We start from the raw sequence: 19,036 nt of genomic DNA on the forward strand, positions 1-19,036 counted from the left end.
TAAATCTGTCAATCAAACCGGCGAAAGCCGGTTTTTTTATCTTTAACGTGTAGGAATGGGCTGCGCATCTATGACTGAAAACTTCTCTGCTGAAAAGCGCCTGCAACCTGAACTCTCTCAGGAATTGCCGTTGGCGTGCCCGCCACAGCCTGTCTCCCCTGCCGTCTATCCGGATGATGATTTAAACCGTCAGAACCTCAAGCAACATATGGAACAGTTTCAGGGCTGGCTGGCGGATGCATTCAATGCCGGACTGCGTGCCGAAGAATTGGTTGATGCGCGGGCGCATTTCATCGACCAGCTTCTGCAACGTCTTTGGACGTTCTACGGTTTCGACAATATTCCCGAAACCGCGATGGTCGCCGTAGGTGGGTACGGCCGTGGTGAATTGCACCCGCTTTCCGACATCGATGTTCTGGTCCTGAGCCAGAAACGCCTCAATGATGAACAGGCGCAACGCATCGGTGAACTGATCACCCTGCTGTGGGACGTGAAGCTGGAAGTCGGGCACAGCGTTCGCACGCTGGAAGAATGCCTGCTGGAGGGACTTGCGGATCTCACCGTTGCCACCAACCTTATTGAATCGCGTCTGATTTGCGGCGATGTGGCGCTGTTCCTCAGCATGCAGAAACACGTTTTCAGCGACGGTTTCTGGCCTTCGCCCAACTTCTTCCGCGCCAAAATTGAAGAGCAAAACGAACGCCATCTGCGCTATCACGGCACCAGCTACAATCTGGAGCCTGATATCAAAAGCAGCCCCGGCGGCCTGCGCGATATCCATACTATTCTGTGGGTCGCGCGCCGTCACTTCGGTGCGACGTCGCTCGATGAAATGGTTGCGTTTGGTTTTCTAACCAAAGCTGAGCGCAATGAGTTGCTGGAATGTCAGAGCTTCCTGTGGCGCATTCGCTTCGCTCTGCACTTAGTTCTGCCGCGTTACGACAACCGTCTGCTGTTCGACAGACAGCTCAACGTCGCCCAACTTTTGCAGTATCAGGGCGAAGGCAATCAGCCGGTTGAACGCATGATGAAAGATTTCTATCGCATGACCCGCCGGGTCGGCGAGCTGAATCAGATGCTGTTACAGCTGTTTGATGAAGCGATTCTGGCCATTGGCCCGAATGAAAAGCCACGTCCGCTGGATGAGCATTTCCAGCTGCGAGGCGATCTGATCGACCTGCGTGACGAATCGCTGTTCGAACGCCAGCCAGAAACCATTATCGGCATGTTCCACCTGATGGTACGTCACCGCGAAATCAAAGGTATTTACTCCACCACCGTGCGTCTGCTGCGTCACGCGCGACGTCATCTCAAAGAGCCTTTATGTATGATCCCGCAGGCGCGTGAGATGTTTATGTCGATTCTGCGCCATCCGGGCGCCGTGTCGCGCGCGCTGGTGCCGATGCATCGTCACAGCGTGCTGTGGGCATATATGCCGCAGTGGGGTCAAATCGTTGGTCAGATGCAGTTCGATTTATTCCATGCTTATACCGTGGATGAGCACACCATTCGTGTGCTGCAAAAGCTCGAAAGCTTCGCTCATGAAGAAACGCGTCCGAAACATCCGCTGTGCGTAGAGCTCTATCCGCGGCTGCCGCAGCCAGAACTTTTGCTGATGGCCGCGCTGTTCCACGATATCGCCAAAGGCCGTGGCGGCGATCACTCCATTCTCGGGGCGCAGGACGTACTCGAATTCGCCGAACTGCACGGTTTGAACTCGCGGGAAACTCAGCTGGTATCATGGCTGGTGCGCGTTCATTTACTGATGTCAGTAACGGCACAGCGTCGCGATATTCAGGATCCTAACGAGATCCAGCAGTTCGCCGCAGAAATGCAAACCGAAGTTCGCCTGCGTTATCTGGTCAGTCTGACGGTGGCCGATATCTGCGCCACCAATGAAACCCTGTGGAACAGCTGGAAGCAAAGCCTGATACGCGAACTGTATTTCGCAACAGAAAAACAGCTGCGTCGCGGTATGCAAAATACGCCGGATCTGCGCGAACGCGTGCGGCATCACCGCCTGCAGGCGCTGGCGTTGTTGCGTATGGATAATATTGATGAAGAAGCGCTGCACCGCATCTGGAGCCGCTGCCGTGCAGATTACTTCCTGCGTCACTCGCCCAATCAGCTGGCGTGGCATGCGCGACATCTGCTGGAACATGACTCCACCAAACCACTGGTGCTGGTGAGCCGTCAGGCCACGCGCGGCGGCACGGAGATTTTCATCTGGAGCCCTGACCGCCCTTACCTGTTTGCCACGGTTGCAGGCGAGCTGGACCGGCGCAACCTGAGCATTCATGACGCGCAGATTTTCACTAACCGCGATGGCATGGCGATGGACACCTTTATTGTGCTCGAACCGGACGGCAGCCCGCTGGCGCAGGATCGTCATGAAGCAATCCGTTACGCGCTGGAACAGTCGATGACGCAGGCATATCAACCCCCGCGCGCGCGCCGCCCTTCGCCAAAACTGCGCCATTTCAGCGTGCAGACCGACGTCAGTTTCCTGCCGACGCATACCGATCGCCGCACCTATATGGAGCTGGTCGCGCTGGATCAACCAGGCCTGCTGGCCCGCGTTGGGGAAGTCTTCTCTGATTTGGGATTATCGTTGCATGGCGCACGCATTTCGACCATCGGCGAGCGGGTGGAAGATTTATTCATTCTGGCGAACTCCGAACGTCGCGCGCTCGACAAGCCGACGCGCAAGGAAATCACACGCCGATTAACCGAGGCACTCAACCCCGGCGATAAAATGTGATACAAGTACGGTTGTCTATTTAACATCACTTCAGGAAAGAGAACAGGATGCAGCAACTACAAACCGTTATTGAACAAGCCTTCGAGCGCCGTGCAGACATTACTCCGGCAAACGTAGACAGCGTAACGCGCGACGCGATCACTCAGGTCATCAACAAAATCGACAGCGGCGAACTGCGCGTGGCTGAAAAGATTAATGGCGAATGGGTAACGCATCAGTGGCTGAAGAAAGCGGTACTGCTCTCTTTCAGAATTAATGACAACCAGATCATGGAAGGCGGTGAAAGCCGTTACTTCGATAAAGTGCCAATGAAATTCGCTGACTACGATGAAGCGCGTTTTCAACGTGAAGGTTTCCGCGTTGTTCCACCGGCTGCCGTTCGTAAAGGCGCATTCATCGCCCGCAACACTGTGCTGATGCCTTCTTACGTCAACATCGGCGCTTACGTTGATGAAGGCACCATGGTTGATACCTGGGCGACCGTCGGTTCCTGCGCGCAGATCGGTAAAAATGTTCACCTGTCCGGTGGCGTTGGCATTGGTGGCGTACTGGAGCCGTTGCAGGCTAACCCAACCATCATCGAAGATAACTGCTTCATCGGTGCGCGCTCAGAAATCGTTGAAGGCGTTATCGTGGAAGAAGGCTCCGTGATTTCCATGGGCGTTTACATCGGCCAGAGCACCAAGATTTACGACCGAGAAACCGGTGAAGTGCATTACGGCCGAGTTCCTGCGGGCTCCGTCGTGGTTTCCGGTAATCTGCCGTCTAAAGATGGCAGCTACAGCCTGTACTGCGCCGTGATCGTGAAAAAAGTGGATGCGAAAACATTAGGCAAAACCGGCCTGAATGAGTTGTTGCGTAACATCGACTAAACTGAGCAGTACTGAGAAATAGCGGGTCAATTTTTGTATTTACAACAATACCCGCTATTTTTTTATCTTGTTGATGGCAAATTGTGTCATTAATCAACGATTCGAACCGCCGTTCGGTTCATCATGATGATCAAATATTCTCCTAAACGAAGGTAGCGCTATGTATGACAATCTGAAAAGCCTGGGCATTAATAATCCCGACGATATTGATCGTTACAGCCTGCGTCAGGAGGCGAATAACGACATCCTGAAGATTTATTTCCGCAGAGATAAAGGCGAATTTTTTGCCAAAAGCGTGAAATTTAAATATCCGCGCCAGCGTAAAACCATCGTCGCTGATAATGCGGGACAGGGTTACAAAGAAATTCACGAAATCAGTCCGAATCTGCGTTATGTGATTGATGAGTTAGATCAAATCTGCCAGCGCGATCAGGTGGAAGTTGATCTCAAACGTAAAATTCTCGACGATTTACGTCATCTGGAATCCGTGGTAGCCAATAAAATTACCGAGATCGAATCTGATCTGGAAAAACTGACCAGCGGTCGTTAATTCCATTAATACATGGCCTCATTGATGCCATGCAGAAATGCAAAAAGGTCAGGTTAACTCCCCTGACCTTTTTTATTATTTGCACCGCAGTACTTTATTTCAACAATAACGCCCACTTCTCGACCCACGGAATGGCCACCGTTTCCGGCTCCGGATTTTCCATAGCATCTATTTCCAGCAAATCGCCGATACGCGCTGCGCCCTGCTCCTGCAATAAATCATCCAGCTTATGACCGCCGCCGCAAAAATGATCGTAACTGCTGTCACCCAGCGCAATCACGCCGTAACGCAGTTCGGGCTGGTAGCCAACAGTATCGCGCACAGCAACGTACAGCGGCGCAATGCTATCCGGCAAATCACCCTGGCCGGTCGTGGAGGTCACTACCAGGACGAAATGATGGCGGTAGTACTGCCAGGCTTCCAGCGTTCCTTCTTCGAACAGCTTCACCTCATGACCCTGGCTTTTCAGCACGGTTTCCGCTTCTTCCGCTACCAGTAACGCATTGCCGTATACCGTACCGACAAAAATTCCGACTTCTGCCATGGCTTCACTCCTGTGTCGTTCGACTCACTCTTTCGCAAATGCGTCCGAAGGCTTTAAATTTGTTCACTATCCTGACCGCAAGCGGGGGCAACTTCAACCCTTTCAAGCTCAGGGATTTTCCCCTGCCAGCCAAACTGTTCGACCACGCTTTGCCAGCGATTATCCCAGCGCGCCTGCAAAGACAGTAATTCACCGGTGACCGGATGTGGTAACTGCATATGACTGGCGTGCAGCATCAGGCCGGAACAGCCAAAATGCTCGGTCATTCCGCGGTTTTGCTTGAGATCGCCATGGGCGCTGTCCCCGATGATAGGATGACGCAAATGTGACATATGGCGACGCAGCTGATGCTTACGTCCGGTTTCCGGCTTTAGTTCGACCAGGCTGTAACGGGCCGTGTCATAGCGGCCAATGGCGACCGGCATTTCGACCTGCGCCACCACGCGATAATGGCTGACTGCGGATTGCGGCGCTTTATCGGGATTAGCAAACTTGTCGGCAATTTTATCCAGCTCTTCCGTCAGGGCGTAATCGATCGTACCGTCTTCGCTGACATATCCGCGAACCACTGCGTGATACACCTTCTTCATTTGGTGATTTTCTAGCTGCTGGGACAACAACCGCGCCACGTCACTCGACAACGCCATCAGCAACACACCCGATGTCGGTTTATCCAGGCGGTGAACGGTAAACACGTGCTGACCAATCTGATCCCGCAATGTTTGCATCACAAACACCGTTTCATGTTGATCCAGCCAACTGCGATGAACCAGCATGCCCGCAGGTTTATTCACTGCGACCAGATGTTCGTCCTGATACAAAATTTCCAGCATGTCAGTCTTCTATATTCAGTAAATCATCGAGACGTTGCAGCTGACTCAACAACATCGTTGCTTCAGGCATCGCCACTTCAAAATAAGGTGTGATGGCAAAACGGGTTGGCAGCGCCGCACCGGCTTCCAGCAGGGCGTACATTCGGGGCACCAGCACCCATTGCAGCCATTGTTCCGCAGACATGGTATCGACTGAAAATGGCTCCTGGCTTTCAAAAGCGTCCGTATCAGGTGGCGTGGCATGCCAGAGTTTCGCATTGCGCATCGCCTGTTCGATATCTTCTAAAATCTGACGAACCTGTTTTTCTGTATTCATGAGTCGCTCTCTTCATTCATGGCCCCTGGCAGCCTCCGCCGGGGGCGCAAAGCATAACATTGAAGACCTGTTGCCCCAACTTTCTGCATCCTGTCCGGTATATCGCTCCTTCCATACGTTTTTCATAGTGGCGAAAGGTGCCCGATACGGGCAAACTACCGCCACTTTTTTCTTTACAGATGTGTACCTATGTCCGCTCAACACACTCAAAAAGCACACGCAACACCCGCCAAAGCGATGCTGGCCTCCGTGACAGGCTACGCGATGGACGGCTTCGATCTGCTCATCCTCGGTTTCATGCTCCCGGCCATCTCCAGCGAATTTGGTTTGAGTTCCTCGCAAAGTGGTTCACTGGTGACCTGGACCCTGATTGGTGCAGTGCTCGGCGGCGTGATTTTCGGCCCGATCAGCGATCGTTTTGGCCGTATACGCGTACTCACTTTCACCATATTGATGTTCTCAGTGTTTACCGGTTTATGCGCGTTCGCTCAAGGTTATTGGGACTTATTGATTTATCGCACGCTGGCCGGTATCGGGCTCGGCGGCGAATTCGGTATCGGTATGGCATTGATCGCTGAAGCCTGGCCGGCTGAAAAGCGTAACCGCGCGTCTGCCTATGTCGGCATGGGCTGGCAGCTCGGGGTGTTACTCGCTGCCTTCCTCACGCCATTATTGCTCGACGTAATCGGCTGGCGCGGTATGTTCCTGGTCGGCCTGTTACCGGCGCTGGCGTCCTTCCTGATCCGCCGGACCATGGGCGAACCAGAAGCGTTCGTGAAAAGCGCTTCCACCGACAACGGTGGTTCACTCTTCAGCCGCATCAAATTGCTCTTTGGCGATAAAGCGACCACCAAAGCCAGCCTCGGTATTTTCATTTTATGTTCTGTGCAGAATTTTGGTTATTACGGCCTGATGATTTGGATGCCGAGCTACCTGTCGAAGAACTTTGGCTTCTCGCTGACTAAATCGGGTTTATGGACGGCGGTGACCGTTATCGGTATGACTTTTGGAATCTGGCTGTTTGGCGTCTTGTCTGACCGTTTCCCGCGCTGGAAAATCTTCCTGATCTATCAGATGGGCGCTGTGGTGATGGTGGTGTGTTACGCGCAGCTTTCTGACCCAACGCTGATGCTGTTCGCGGGCGCGGTGATGGGGATGTTCGTGAACGGTATGATTGGTGGGTACGGCGGGCTGATTTCCGATCTCTATCCGGTACGCGTCAGAGCAACGGCACAAAATCTGTTGTTCAACATGGGGCGTGGTGTGGGTGGTTTTGGACCGCTGGTGATCGGGATGCTGGTGGCGCAGGTTTCTTTCACCGCAGCCATTTCTTTACTGGCCGCCATCTACCTGCTGGATATCTTTGCGACGTTATTCCTGTTACCGAAAAAGCAGGGGCAAGATGACGTGCTGGGCGCTATTGGCTAATGCCAGGCGCTTCGGTTAACGCCGGAGCGTCCATTTTTTCATCAAACCACAAAATTCAGACAAAAAGTTGGGGGCACTGTTTTCACAGTGCCCCCGGTTCGTTTTATAGCAATCCAGCTACCAAAGTGCTCCCTGCTCAATCCCTGAAAACTTTTCCTGCGGTTATCCTAACCTGCTATCCTTTGCATCGTCCAACTTTCATCCTGACGGTTTATCCTGAGCCATCCTGACTCGCATCCTGGTCATCTGTGACCCGCTCAGCTTCCTTTGTGAGCTCTCTTCTCCGTCCTGGAGGTGTCCCTGGTTTCGTCCTGAAACATCCTGGCATAATCCGATGCCGTCCTGACTCACCCTGAGTCGTCCCCTGCTTTATGAAACAGCCATCATCCTGATGTTCCGTTTCATGCTTCCCTTCTGCCCGACTAGAATCGTTGATTTTGGCCTCTCAGGCAATACAGGCTGTAAGCCAAAATAGAGGAATGTCAGTCGACTCACAGAGGAGATCAATATAACAATCTGAATTACAATGAGTTTATTATTTGAAATGGGGGGCGATTAAGTCAAATTAGCGAGATCTCTTACAGTCTTTGTGAGAGATCTCTCACACGCGTGTGAGCCATTTGTGCTCTGCGGGAATGGGTTCTTCTGGCGATAAAATCAGGTAGGGTTGATAGCGGTCAGCATTGTAAGGAATTCCGACAATGATGGCGAGAGTATCGTTCTTTTTTTGCTGCCGAACTGCTCCAGAAGAACATTACCGGTCACATTACACAATGAAACCAAATCCAGCTCTGAATCGGTCGTCGCCAGAAACACCGTCGGCGTCAGCTTCAGACGCTTTTGTGTCACCAGATGACCAATCAGGTTTTCCTGCAAGCGGGTAAAATCTTCCAGGCTCCAGACCTGCAGCAGCGTCAATGCATTTCCCTGCCATTCGGCAGTCATGTCGCCAGCAAATTGCGTGGTGTAGAACTGATGCGCTTCCGGGCGTAACTGCAGTTCCATCGCGCGTTCGACATTTTCCAGCGTACTTTCAGGGCTGAAGGTGTGTGTCAGCCAGAACACTTTGTCTTCGTCGGTTTTCACAACACAGGGGGATTCGACGCCAAACAACGCCTCACTCGACGGTGGCATACCGGTTTTCTGTTGCCATAGATCGACATAACGCTGAGTAAATTCACGCAATGCTACAGAAACTTCAGACTCCATAATTCTCTCATCTTCAGGTAAGGCTGGGGTAAACTAGTCACTATTCTCTATTGTACCGATCTCTTAGCAAGGTGACACCATGTCCTCTTATCAGGATAACCCCGCACTGGCGCAACTGACGCTGGGCAAAAGCACGGCTTACGTCGATCACTACGATGCTTCTTTATTGCAAGCCGTTCCCCGCAGTATGAACCGTGAACCGCTGGGCCTGTTCCCGGATAACCTGCCTTTTCATGGCGCAGATATCTGGACCCTGTACGAACTGTCATGGCTCAATGCCAAAGGATTGCCACAGGTCGCCGTCGGCGAAATCAGCCTGAATGCCAACAGCCAGAATCTGATTGAATCCAAAAGCTTTAAGCTTTACCTCAACAGCTTTAATCAAACCGTTTTCCCGGACTGGCGCACCGTCGAAGAAACCTTAACGCGTGATTTAAGCGCCTGCGCGCAGGGCGATGTCAAAGTGACAGTCAGCCGCCTGTCAGAAATTGAAGGCACACCGGTCGGGCATTTTGCAGGAATATGCATTGACGATCAGGACATCGAAATCAATAGCTACGAATTCAGCACCGACTTTCTGGCAAGTGCTGCAGGCGATGAAATTGTTGAAGAATCACTGGTCAGCCATCTGCTCAAATCCAACTGTCTGATTACTCACCAGCCAGACTGGGGTTCGGTGCAAATCCAGTATCGTGGCCCGAAAATCGATCGAGAAGCCCTGTTGCGCTATCTGGTGTCATTCCGCCATCACAACGAATTCCACGAACAGTGCGTCGAGCGAATTTTCAACGATCTCCTGCGTTTCTGTCAGCCTGAGAAACTCGCCGTGTACGCCCGCTATACCCGTCGCGGCGGTCTGGACATCAATCCGTGGCGGTCTAACTTCCCGTTTGAACCTGCAACCGCGAGACTCGTCAGGCAATAATGCGAGGCATTGCTCAAGTTTTGCGCTAACGCTCTGGGAGTATTGGTAAAAGCCGGACGACAAGGTTACTGTTAAATCAGAAAGAGATGGTGGGCAAACCTGCACCGATCATCCTTTCTGTTAACAGATAATTGTTTTTGTTTGCCCAACGCTTTGCGATGCAAAAAACATGATTCGAAAAATCATGCACGGCGTCCGGCAGCAGAAATAATCACAGCACCGATTGGTGTCAAGGAGCAACTTTGATTACACATATCAGCCCGTTGGGCTCCATGGATTTGTTGTCGCAGTTGGAAGTCGACATGCTCAAGCGTACTGCGAGCAGCGACTTGTACCGTCTTTTCCGAAATTGCTCACTGGCCGTCCTCAACAGCGGCAGCCAGACCGACAGCAGTAAAGAACTCCTCGAACGTTACGAAAGCTTTGATATTAACGTGCTGCGCCGCGAGCGTGGCGTGAAACTCGAACTGGTCAATCCCCCAGAAGATGCCTTTGTCGATGGACGGATAATTCGTTCATTACAAGCAAACCTGTTCGCCGTGTTGCGAGACATCCTGTTCGTTAATGCGCAAATCGCCAGCAACCCCCGCTTTGAAAACTTTAACAGTGACAATGCGGCACACCTCACCAATATGGTGTTCTCCATTTTACGCAACGCCCGCGCACTCCATCTCGATGAAGATCCGAATATGGTGGTTTGCTGGGGCGGGCATTCCATCAATGAGGTGGAATATCAGTATGCCCGCAATGTCGGCAGCCAACTGGGCCTGCGTGAACTGAACATCTGCACTGGCTGCGGCCCTGGCGCGATGGAAGCCCCGATGAAAGGTGCCGCCGTCGGCCATGCGCAGCAACGTTACAAAGCAGGCCGTTTCATCGGCATGACTGAACCCTCCATTATTGCTGCGGAACCGCCAAATCCTCTGGTCAATGAACTGATCATCATGCCGGATATCGAAAAGCGCCTTGAAGCGTTTGTTCGTATCGCTCACGGAATTATTATCTTCCCCGGCGGCGTCGGTACAGCGGAGGAATTGCTGTATCTGTTGGGCATTCTGATGGATCCGGAAAACAGCGATCAGGTATTACCGCTGATCCTGACCGGACCGAAAGAGAGTGCAGATTACTTCCACGTACTCGATGCTTTCATTAAATCTACGCTGGGCGAGGATGCCGCTAAGTTCTATACCATCATTGTGGATGATCCGACAGAAGTCGCCCGTCAGATGAAACGTGCAATGCCGCTGGTGAAAGAGAACCGCCGTAACAGCGGTGATGCATACAGCTTTAACTGGTCGATTCGCATTGCGCCGGACTTGCAGCATCCGTTCGAGCCAAGCCATGAAAACATGGCGAACCTGAACCTCTATCCGAACCAGCCGCCACAGGAACTGGCCGCCGCCCTGCGCCGCGCCTTCTCCGGTATTGTGGCCGGTAACGTTAAAGAGTTTGGTATTCACGCTATCGAACAGCACGGGCGCTTTAAGTTGCACGGCGATCCGGCGTTAATGAAGAAAATGGACAGTCTGTTGCAGGGCTTCGTCGCACAGCACCGCATGAAATTGCCGGGCAGTGCGTATATTCCTTGCTATGAAATTTGTGCCTGATATTGAGGGTTCGAATTTAAGCAGACTTCAGGGCGACGAAATGTCGCCCTGATTTTTATAAAGAATAGATTATGGAGAATGGATTATGGAGTTTGCCGATGGCGATACATCTGCTGATTATTGATGCCCTGAACCTTATCCGCCGTATTCACGCGGTGCAGGGTTCGCCTTGCCTGGTTACCTGTCAGAATGCGATTGGACAACTGATCCAACATACCCAGCCGACCCATGCGGTGGCAGTGTTTGATGAAGACGATCGCGCCGACAGCTGGCGTCATCATTGTCTGCCAGATTACAAAGCCGGGCGCTCACCGATGCCGGATAATCTTTTCGCCGAAATGCCCAGTCTGAAGGCCGGGTTTGAAGCGCAGGGGATCACCTGCTGGCACTCCGCCGGCAACGAAGCCGATGATTTAGCCGCCACGCTGGCGGACAAAGTGTCATCCGGCGGACATCAGGTGACCATCGTTTCGACGGACAAGGGTTATTGCCAACTGCTAGCCCCTAACGTACAAATTCGCGACTACTTCCAAAAACGTTGGCTGGACATGCCGTTTGTGCGTGATACCTTCGGCGTTCTGCCCCATCAGCTCACCGATTACTGGGGGCTTGCCGGGATCAGCAGCAGCAAAATTCCGGGCGTACCTGGGATTGGCCCCAAAACCGCCGTGACCTTGCTGACACAGGCCGGTTCGCTGGATGCGCTGTATGACAATCTCAGCGGCGTGCCGGAAAAGTGGCAGTCTAAATTGCAGGAACATCGTGAACTGGCGTATGCCTGTAAACGAGTTTCGACACTGCAAACAGATATTGTTCTCGACGGAAATTTGCAGCAGCTGCGCCTGCCGTAACCCCGACACACGACCTGCGGCCAAAGAAAAAGGCGCTTCCCGAAGAAAGCGCCTTTTCACATCACGTCAGAATTCACTTAGCGATGATCAGTGATCGCGTTCATCACGACGGCCACCGATGGCTGACCAGAAACGACGAATATGCACTGTCACTTCCTCACGGTCGTGATACAGCTGCTTGGCAAAGATCTCGGCGTTTACACCATTTTCTTTCAGACGTTCGTCAATGCGCGCCAGAATGTTGGACACTTCTTCGTAGCGCTTCTTCATAGGCAATTTCAGGTTGAAAATCGCTTCACGACACCAGCCGTTGACCAGCCAGTCGCACATCAGTGCGGCCACTTTCGCCGGTTTTTCTACCATGTCGCACACCAGCCAGTAGTTCTTGGTACTGGTGGATTTATAGCGGAAGCCGTCTTCACGCAGGTGAATAACCTGACCGGTTTCCATCAGGCTTGGTGCCATAGGACCGTTATCAATTGCAGTGACCATCATGCTGCGTTGCACCAGCTGATAGGTCCAGCCACCCGGGCATGCCCCCAGATCCGTCGCATACATTCCGCTTGCCAGACGCTCTTCCCACTCATCGGCAGGAATGAACACGTGGAACGCTTCTTCCAGCTTCAGCGTAGAACGGCTTGGCGCCTCGGAAGGGAATTTAAGACGGTGGATCCCCATGTAATACGGTGAGTTGTTGTTGCTGTAGGAGTAGCCGACATAGCAGCAACCCGAGGCAATAAAGAACACATGCACAACCGGGCGCAGCGGGTTTTCACGTTTGCCCAGCACACGGCGTTCACGCATCGCAGTACGCAATGGCACGGTCAATTTGCGGCAAAACTTGGTCAGCTCTTTACTTTCATTGGTATCCGGCACTTCAACGCGCAATTCACCGCCGTTGGTGATGACGTTCTGTACCATGCCCACGATCGGCGAAACACGATCTTCAGGTGGTAAGTCTTTCAGCAACTCGCCAACAACGATCAACTGACGGGCAAAGATCAGCTCGCGGAAAGGCAGTTCTTTTGCCAGACGATCGGCGTCGTCCGGCTGATAGCATTCAAACAGCACATAACCGCTGTTATCTTTTACACGGGCAAAACCGAAGATTTCCATCTTCGCGGCTTTGTCCGTAATTTCTGCTGCGCATTCTTTTTCAAAACCCTGACGGCAGTAGAGAGCAACTTTATTCATGGCGTTCGGCCTTTTTCTTCAGGCGCAGTGCGCCGATCAACATCAAAATCCAACCGACCAGAAACAAGGTACCGCCAATCGGAGTCACAAAAGCAAATAAACGGAGGTGCGACAGCGCCAGACAATAAAGGCTGCCGCTGAATAACACGGTTCCCAGCGCCAGAAACGCGCTGCTCCAGTAGAACCACACATTACGCTGACGCTGCATCGCAACGCCTAAAATCATCACCGCCAGCGTGTGAATACTTTGGTAGGTCAGGCCGGTATGGATCCAGGCCAGTTCGGCTTCTCCCAGCGACTGACTCAGTACGTGTGCGCCGAAGGCACCAAACGCCACATAGATAAAACCGCTGATCGCGGCGAAGATCAGCATTGAACGGCTGGTCATTATACGTTACCTGTTATCGTTGTTTAATGATGGAAACCTTGAATAATCAGGCTCATCAGTACGTTCATGTCCATCAGTTTCCGGTATTCAGGACCTCAGGCCTGATCAAACCGAAAGCGCAGTTTTTCCTGCTCGCTGGCTGCACGCGCAAGGATCCATTGGCGAAAGGCGGCTATTTTACCCAGTTCTGCCTGACTGTCATGACAAACCAGATAAAAAGCGTTTTTACTGACTAAAACCTCGTTGAACGGACATACCAGACGACCGGCTTCGATTTCAGTCTGCGCCATCACATTATTCACCAGCGCCACTCCCTGCCCGTGTACGGCGGCCTGCACCACCATCGCGCTGTGACTGAAAATCGGCCCTTGCTGAACATTCACCTGTTGCAGCCCCAGCTGTTTGGTGTAAGCCAGCCAGTCGCGGCGGGACGCATCGTGCAGCAAAGTGTGATGCCCGAGATCGGCAGGTTCTTTCAACAAATTATCGCCCATCAGTAAAGACGGAGAACAAACGGGGATTAAATACTCCGCATATAAACGTTCGGCGCGCAGACCCGGCCAGTTGCCTCGCCCATGGAAAATCGCCACGTCCACATCGTCAGACAATTTGTCCTCCTCGCGGTCAACAGCCTGAATCCGCACATCGATACCCGGATAAGCTGAGTTAAAGCCAGACAATCTTGGCACCAGCCACTGGATAGCAAAGCTCGGCGGCAAACTGACCGTCAGCGCACCTTTCGCACTGCGCGCCTGAAGTTTACGGGTCGCTTCATTCAGCGATGAGAATATCTCTTTGATATCCAGATAATAGCTCTGCCCTTCTTCGGTCAGTAACAAAGAGCGGTTACGGCGACGAAACAGTTTTAGCCCCAAAAAGTCTTCAAGTGACTTAATCTGGTGGCTAACGGCAGCTTGCGTGACGAACAATTCCTCTGCCGCTTTAGTAAAACTAAGGTGGCGCGCTGCGGCATCAAACACACGCAGTGAGTTAAGAGGCGGTAAACGTTTTGACATAGATAGGATACTTGTTGTGTGCCGGTCAGCGGGACGCCTGTCCGTGGCTCTGGATATTAGTTTTTTTAATCCGAGACATTATAATTTGTCCGTTGAGGATGTACAGGCAAAAACCTATAGTGGCGCCACTTCCTGAGCCGGAACGAAAAGTAGATTGGTATGAGGATGCTGAAATACTTTTGGCTTGTGGTTGTGATGTTGTGTTTGCAATTGTCCGGCAATCCGGACTCGTAGCTTGAATGCTACAAACTTTTCACTTCCTGTACATTACCCTGTCTGTCCAAAGTGATTTTTTAGCACCGCATTTTGCGGTGCTTTTTTTTGTCCGGATTTCGGCCATCCCGCCAAAATCACTACGTACATATGTGACAAAACCGGCTACGTCGCATACGTATCCGGTTTTGTCGTGAGGCGCAGTGAGGTTACCCGAAGGTGGTGTCACTCAGGGGATTATTTCCCTTCAGCCATCTCTTTCACTTCAGACTTATTGATCTGCTGCTTGTTGCCATACGCATCGGTATAACTGATCATACCGGTATCACTGTCGGTGCTTGGTTTGCCTTCAGCAACGATAGTACGGCCATCGTTGGTGTGCATCACGTAGTTGCTCGAACAGGCGGCAAGTGTAGTGGTCAGCAGTGCGGCTGAAATTACGGCGACGATCTTTTTCATTGTAGACTCCTTGCAGATTAAAATGCTTTCAATTCCCGGGAAGCCCCCAGGGTAATGCGTCTAGTCTTCGTAATTCAGCATAACAAACCTCTGATATATTTCCAGGTAACCATTCCTAAAATGAATAGATGGTTTGCACAAACGGAAAGTTTGTACTCTTTACCCCGTAGCCGAAGGATGTAATCTTGCATGACTGACTTTAACGCCGCTGATTTTCGTCAACGCTTCCCCGCGCTCTCACAGGGCCAGTGCTATCTCGACAGCGCAGCTACTGCACTGAAACCGCAAGCGGTCATCGATGCCACCGTGAATTTCTATTCACAGGAAGGCGCGACGGTTCACCGCAGCCAGCACCACGCCGCGCAAACGCTGACTGAAGAATACGAGCAGGCACGCGCTCTGGTGGCGGAATGGATCCATGCCCCAAGTGCTGCCGATATCGTCTGGACGCGCGGTACCACGGAATCCATCAATCTGGTGGCACAAAGCTATTTGCGCCCAAGGTTGCAGGCCGGTGATGAAATTATTGTCAGCCAGGCTGAGCACCACGCGAACCTGATCCCGTGGCTGATGCTGGCGGAACAGTGTCAGGCGCAGGTCGTCACGCTGCCGGTAGACAAGCATGGCGCACCCGATATCGCCGCGCTCCCCGCCTTGCTTAGCGCCCGCACCCGGCTGCTGGCTGTCACGCAAATGTCCAACGTCACCGGTGCCATGCCCGATCTTGCGCATGCGATCACACTGGCACATGCCAACGGCACGCCGGTTCTGGTGGATGGCGCACAGGGCGTCGTGCATTCGCCGCCGGATGTCCGCCAGCTGGACGTCGATTTCTATGCGTTTTCCGGCCACAAACTGTATGGCCCGACCGGCATCGGCGTGCTGTACGGCAAAACCGAATTACTCGACAGCATGGATCCCTGGCACGGCGGTGGGAAAATGCTGACGCAGGCGTCGATGTCTGACTTTACACCGCAGGCGGTGCCGCATCGTTTTGAAGCCGGTACACCCAATATTGCCGGCGTGATCGGTATGGCGGCCGCTCTGAAATGGCTGCAAACGGTTGATCTGCACGCCGCTGAGCGCTATGCGCAAAATCTGGCGACCCTGGCAGAAGAACAACTTTCACAGTTCGAAGGTTTCCGCAGTTTCCGCGCTCAGAACGCGTCACTGCTGGCTTTCGATATCGCCGGGGTGCATCACAGCGATCTGGTGACATTGCTGGCAGAACAAGGCATCGCACTGCGTGCCGGACAACATTGTGCGCAGCCGCTGATGGCTGCATTGGGCATCAGCGGAACATTACGTGCGTCGTTCGCGCCTTATAATAATGAGCATGACGTCGCCCGCCTGACCGCTGCGGTAAAATATGCCCTCAGTCTGTTAGCCGATTAATTTAATTGAGAAAAACGTTTTTTGAGGAATACGATGCACGCGCCACATCCTTTTGGACATGAGATCACCGAAGCCTCGCTGACGGAAAAATTTGCCGCATTCCGTCAGTGGGAAGATCGCTATCGTCAGTTAATCCTGCTGGCAAAATCTCTGCCGCCGCTGGATGCGTCACTGAAACTGCCGGAAAATGAGCTGTCGGGATGCGAAAACAGGGTATGGCTGGGAGCAGAAAAAGCAGAAAATGGGACAATGCATTTCTACGGCGACAGCGAGGGAAGGATCGTCAAAGGTTTGTTGGCCGTGTTGCTGACGGCGGTAGAAGGCAAAACGCCAGACGAGATCCTGAACCGGGATCCGCTGGCGTTGTTTGATGTTTTAGGTTTGCGGGAACAGCTGAGCACCAGCCGCGCCAGCGGGCTGAATGCGCTGGCAGAAGGCGTATTACGTCTTGCCCGTCAGGCCGCCTGAGCCTGACGCTGCTGTTTCGCCATCATCTTTTTAAGCACATGGGAAACCGCGACAAAACCGAAGGTGGCGGTGACCATCGTCGCCGCACCAAATCCTGACGCACAGTCCATACGCTTTGGCCCTTCCGCCGTGGCGCGTGACGCACAGACAGAACCGTCGGCCTGCGGGTACATCAGCGGTTCGCTGGAAAATACGCAGTCGATCCCCAGTTTACCTTTACTGTTTTTCACCACGTTGAAATCGTTTTTCAGACGCTCACGCAGCTTCGCCGCCAGCGGATCCTGAATGGTTTTCGCCAGATCGACTACCGCGATCTGGGTCGGATCAATCTGCCCGCCGGCACCGCCGGTGGTCACGACAGGAATTTTGAAGCGGCGACAATACGCGAGTAATGCCGCTTTCGGACGCACACTGTCGATGGCGTCAATCACGTAGCTAAACCCTTTATCGAGCATCTCTGCAACGTTATCCGGCGTAATGAAATCGTCGATGCAGGTTACCTTGCATTCCGGGTTAATCGCCAGAATACGCTGAGCCATCACCTCGGTTTTCGCCTGCCCGACGTTTTCACGTAGCGCGTGGATCTGCCGGTTGGTATTGGTGGTGCACACGTCATCCATATCAATCAGCGTGATCGCGCCGATGCCGGTGCGGGCCAGCGCCTCAGCTGCCCAGGAACCTACCCCGCCGATACCAATCACGCAAACATGTGCCTGCGAAAACAACGCCAGTGCCTGCTGACCATAAAGACGTGCAGTGCCGCCAAAGCGTTGCTGGTATGCGTCGGAGTATGTTGCTGTCATGACCTTCTGAACCTCAGTACGTGTCGAAAACTTAATTTGGCTGGGCAGACGCGGTGAACAGCGGTTTGCCATTTGGCGCTGATTTTAACACCCAGACGCGGCCGTAGTGGTTATAAAATCCGGCTGCGTGTCCGGCATCAGTACCAATCCCCTGATACATATCGAAATGTTGCCCTTTAATTGCTCCGCCAACGTCCAGCGCCACCATCAGACGCATGTGGTATTTTCCAGTGAACTTACCTTTATCGTTAAGCTCCGGTACTTCCGCCAGCAAAGTGCTTCCGGCCGGGATGAGCGAACGGTCAGACGCTACGGACGCTTTGGCGATCAATGGAACGCCGCTGGCACCGCGGACTGGTGCGAAAGGTTCAGGCTTAAAGAAGACGAACGACGGGTTTTGTTCCAGAAGTTCGCGCACTTCGGCGGCGCTGTGCGTATCGGCCCACTGGCGGATTGCCTGCATGGACATATTCTCGCGCGCTACTTCACCGCGATCGATCAGCACCTTACCGATACTGCGATAAGCGTGGCCGTTTTTGCCCGCATACCCAAAGAACATATAAGGACGGCCATCGCCGTAATCGACATAGCCGCTACCCTGCACTTCCATCATGAAGTTATCCATCAGGGAGTTTGTCCAGGCCACGACGTAATTTTCGCTCAATGCGCCCGAATAAATGGCAGCGCGATCCGGCAGACGGCCGCGTTTTGGCGGCATGCGGTACAGCGGATACTGGAATTCGCCCTGACGGGTATAGCGCGCCTGCACCACCGGCGTGTAATACCCGGTCAGTTGAACGTTACCGAAGTTATCGGCACCTTCCATCTGATAAGCACTGATGCCGTACTGGCTTAGGTTGCGGGTATCTGCACCGGAACGCAGCCATTGCTGAACAGCCTGAAACGTCGGATTATTTCGGCCATATAAGGAAGAAGAGGCGATTTGCACGGCAGCGACCTGATTGGAGTAATCCAGGGCATTGACAGGTTTGCCTGTCGCATTCGGCTCATTAACGTATTCCAGCGCGTTTTCCAGCCGCCCATCCTTATATTGCTGACCCCGGTCGGTCGGGCGCGAGGAACAACCTGCAAGCACCGCAATCACCAAACCACCCAGCAGATATTTACTCCAACGTCCTTTCATTATTGCCGCGCTCTCTTACTTTCAGGGGAAATGACAGGCGAAACGATAACAAACGGCCTA

The 19,036-nt window shown here is 52.9% G+C and carries 19 protein-coding genes; 9 read left to right on the forward strand and 10 right to left on the reverse strand.

All coding sequences use genetic code 11. From position 1 onward, the window contains the following. The first annotated feature begins 70 nt into the window (after positions 1-70). From glnD to ACMHLI_RS19195, 3 genes are all read left to right on the forward strand, one after another. Complete coding sequence (gene glnD / locus ACMHLI_RS19185; protein ID WP_413530856.1) at positions 71-2,761, forward strand: bifunctional uridylyltransferase/uridylyl-removing protein GlnD; 2,691 nt, start codon at positions 71-73, stop codon at positions 2,759-2,761. Positions 2,762-2,808: 47 nt separating this feature from the next. Beyond that, positions 2,809-3,633, forward strand: coding sequence for a 2,3,4,5-tetrahydropyridine-2,6-dicarboxylate N-succinyltransferase (gene dapD, locus ACMHLI_RS19190; RefSeq protein WP_413530857.1), 825 nt, complete (start codon positions 2,809-2,811; stop codon positions 3,631-3,633). A gap of 160 nt (positions 3,634-3,793) precedes the next feature. Then, entirely contained in the window at positions 3,794-4,183 is a 390-nt protein-coding gene (locus tag ACMHLI_RS19195; RefSeq protein WP_056781756.1) for a DUF3461 family protein, read from the forward strand. Positions 4,184-4,277: 94 nt separating this feature from the next. Here the strand turns inward: ACMHLI_RS19195 and ACMHLI_RS19200 are convergent, their stop codons facing one another. Genes ACMHLI_RS19200 through ACMHLI_RS19210 form a run of 3 tightly spaced genes read right to left on the reverse strand, consistent with a single transcriptional unit; the run spans position 4,278 to position 5,876 of the window. After that, on the reverse strand, positions 4,278-4,727 hold the full coding sequence (locus tag ACMHLI_RS19200) for a flavodoxin (protein WP_413530858.1): 450 nt from the start codon (positions 4,725-4,727) through the stop codon (positions 4,278-4,280). A 53-nt stretch (positions 4,728-4,780) separates the two neighbouring features. Next, entirely contained in the window at positions 4,781-5,560 is a 780-nt protein-coding gene (gene truC, locus ACMHLI_RS19205) for a tRNA pseudouridine(65) synthase TruC (RefSeq protein WP_413530859.1), read from the reverse strand. Position 5,561: 1 nt separating this feature from the next. Beyond that, entirely contained in the window at positions 5,562-5,876 is a 315-nt protein-coding gene (locus ACMHLI_RS19210; protein ID WP_112168858.1) for a YqcC family protein, read from the reverse strand. Positions 5,877-6,065: 189 nt separating this feature from the next. Between ACMHLI_RS19210 and ACMHLI_RS19215 the strand changes: the two genes are divergently transcribed. After that, entirely contained in the window at positions 6,066-7,304 is a 1,239-nt protein-coding gene (locus ACMHLI_RS19215; RefSeq protein ID WP_413530860.1) for an MFS transporter, read from the forward strand. A gap of 657 nt (positions 7,305-7,961) precedes the next feature. On the opposite strand, the gene syd is transcribed toward ACMHLI_RS19215, so the two are convergent. Beyond that, the gene (gene syd / locus ACMHLI_RS19220; protein ID WP_413530861.1) at positions 7,962-8,513 is read right to left on the reverse strand and encodes a SecY-interacting protein; all 552 of its coding nucleotides are present in this window, start codon (positions 8,511-8,513) and stop codon (positions 7,962-7,964) included. Positions 8,514-8,592: 79 nt separating this feature from the next. On the opposite strand from syd, the gene queF reads away from it, so the two are divergent. The 3 genes from queF to xni all read left to right on the forward strand — a co-directional run bounded on the left by queF (position 8,593) and on the right by xni (position 11,896). After that, positions 8,593-9,438: an NADPH-dependent 7-cyano-7-deazaguanine reductase QueF gene (gene queF, locus ACMHLI_RS19225; protein WP_413530862.1), complete on the forward strand. Its 846-nt coding sequence runs from the start codon at positions 8,593-8,595 to the stop codon at positions 9,436-9,438. A gap of 242 nt (positions 9,439-9,680) precedes the next feature. Continuing rightward, positions 9,681-11,045, forward strand: coding sequence for a nucleotide 5'-monophosphate nucleosidase PpnN (ppnN, locus tag ACMHLI_RS19230; RefSeq protein ID WP_413530863.1), 1,365 nt, complete (start codon positions 9,681-9,683; stop codon positions 11,043-11,045). 98 nt (positions 11,046-11,143) lie between these two features. Continuing rightward, positions 11,144-11,896 (forward strand): flap endonuclease Xni, encoded by a 753-nt coding sequence (gene xni / locus ACMHLI_RS19235; RefSeq protein ID WP_413530941.1) that lies wholly within the window; start codon positions 11,144-11,146, stop codon positions 11,894-11,896. 87 nt (positions 11,897-11,983) lie between these two features. On the opposite strand, the gene rlmM is transcribed toward xni, so the two are convergent. The 4 genes from rlmM to ACMHLI_RS19255 all read right to left on the reverse strand — a co-directional run bounded on the left by rlmM (position 11,984) and on the right by ACMHLI_RS19255 (position 15,166). Beyond that, positions 11,984-13,090: a 23S rRNA (cytidine(2498)-2'-O)-methyltransferase RlmM gene (gene rlmM / locus ACMHLI_RS19240; protein WP_413530864.1), complete on the reverse strand. Its 1,107-nt coding sequence runs from the start codon at positions 13,088-13,090 to the stop codon at positions 11,984-11,986. Beyond that, on the reverse strand, positions 13,083-13,478 hold the full coding sequence (locus ACMHLI_RS19245) for a DUF423 domain-containing protein (RefSeq protein ID WP_413530865.1): 396 nt from the start codon (positions 13,476-13,478) through the stop codon (positions 13,083-13,085). The genes rlmM and ACMHLI_RS19245 overlap by 8 nt, the downstream gene beginning before the upstream one ends. Before the next feature lie 95 nt (positions 13,479-13,573). Beyond that, entirely contained in the window at positions 13,574-14,494 is a 921-nt protein-coding gene (locus tag ACMHLI_RS19250; protein ID WP_112168850.1) for a transcriptional regulator GcvA, read from the reverse strand. Between the two features lie 450 nt (positions 14,495-14,944). Beyond that, the gene (locus ACMHLI_RS19255) at positions 14,945-15,166 is read right to left on the reverse strand and encodes a YgdI/YgdR family lipoprotein (protein WP_056781782.1); all 222 of its coding nucleotides are present in this window, start codon (positions 15,164-15,166) and stop codon (positions 14,945-14,947) included. A 189-nt stretch (positions 15,167-15,355) separates the two neighbouring features. Here ACMHLI_RS19255 and csdA point away from each other — a divergent pair, with 189 nt between their 5' ends. Together csdA and csdE are read left to right on the forward strand one after the other, a co-directional pair. Further along, on the forward strand, positions 15,356-16,561 hold the full coding sequence (csdA, locus tag ACMHLI_RS19260) for a cysteine desulfurase CsdA (protein WP_413530866.1): 1,206 nt from the start codon (positions 15,356-15,358) through the stop codon (positions 16,559-16,561). 33 nt (positions 16,562-16,594) lie between these two features. Continuing rightward, on the forward strand, positions 16,595-17,029 hold the full coding sequence (gene csdE / locus ACMHLI_RS19265) for a cysteine desulfurase sulfur acceptor subunit CsdE (protein WP_413530867.1): 435 nt from the start codon (positions 16,595-16,597) through the stop codon (positions 17,027-17,029). Here the strand turns inward: csdE and tcdA are convergent. Both tcdA and mltA read right to left on the reverse strand, forming a co-directional pair. After that, complete coding sequence (gene tcdA / locus ACMHLI_RS19270; RefSeq protein ID WP_413530868.1) at positions 17,017-17,832, reverse strand: tRNA cyclic N6-threonylcarbamoyladenosine(37) synthase TcdA; 816 nt, start codon at positions 17,830-17,832, stop codon at positions 17,017-17,019. The two genes, csdE and tcdA, sit on opposite strands and share 13 nt — an antisense overlap. Positions 17,833-17,863: 31 nt before the next feature. Beyond that, the gene (mltA, locus tag ACMHLI_RS19275) at positions 17,864-18,976 is read right to left on the reverse strand and encodes a murein transglycosylase A (RefSeq protein ID WP_413530869.1); all 1,113 of its coding nucleotides are present in this window, start codon (positions 18,974-18,976) and stop codon (positions 17,864-17,866) included. Positions 18,977-19,036 lie beyond the last annotated feature (60 nt).

The organism is Rahnella inusitata (assembly GCF_965118895.1).
Lineage (GTDB): Bacteria > Pseudomonadota > Gammaproteobacteria > Enterobacterales > Enterobacteriaceae > Rahnella > Rahnella inusitata_A.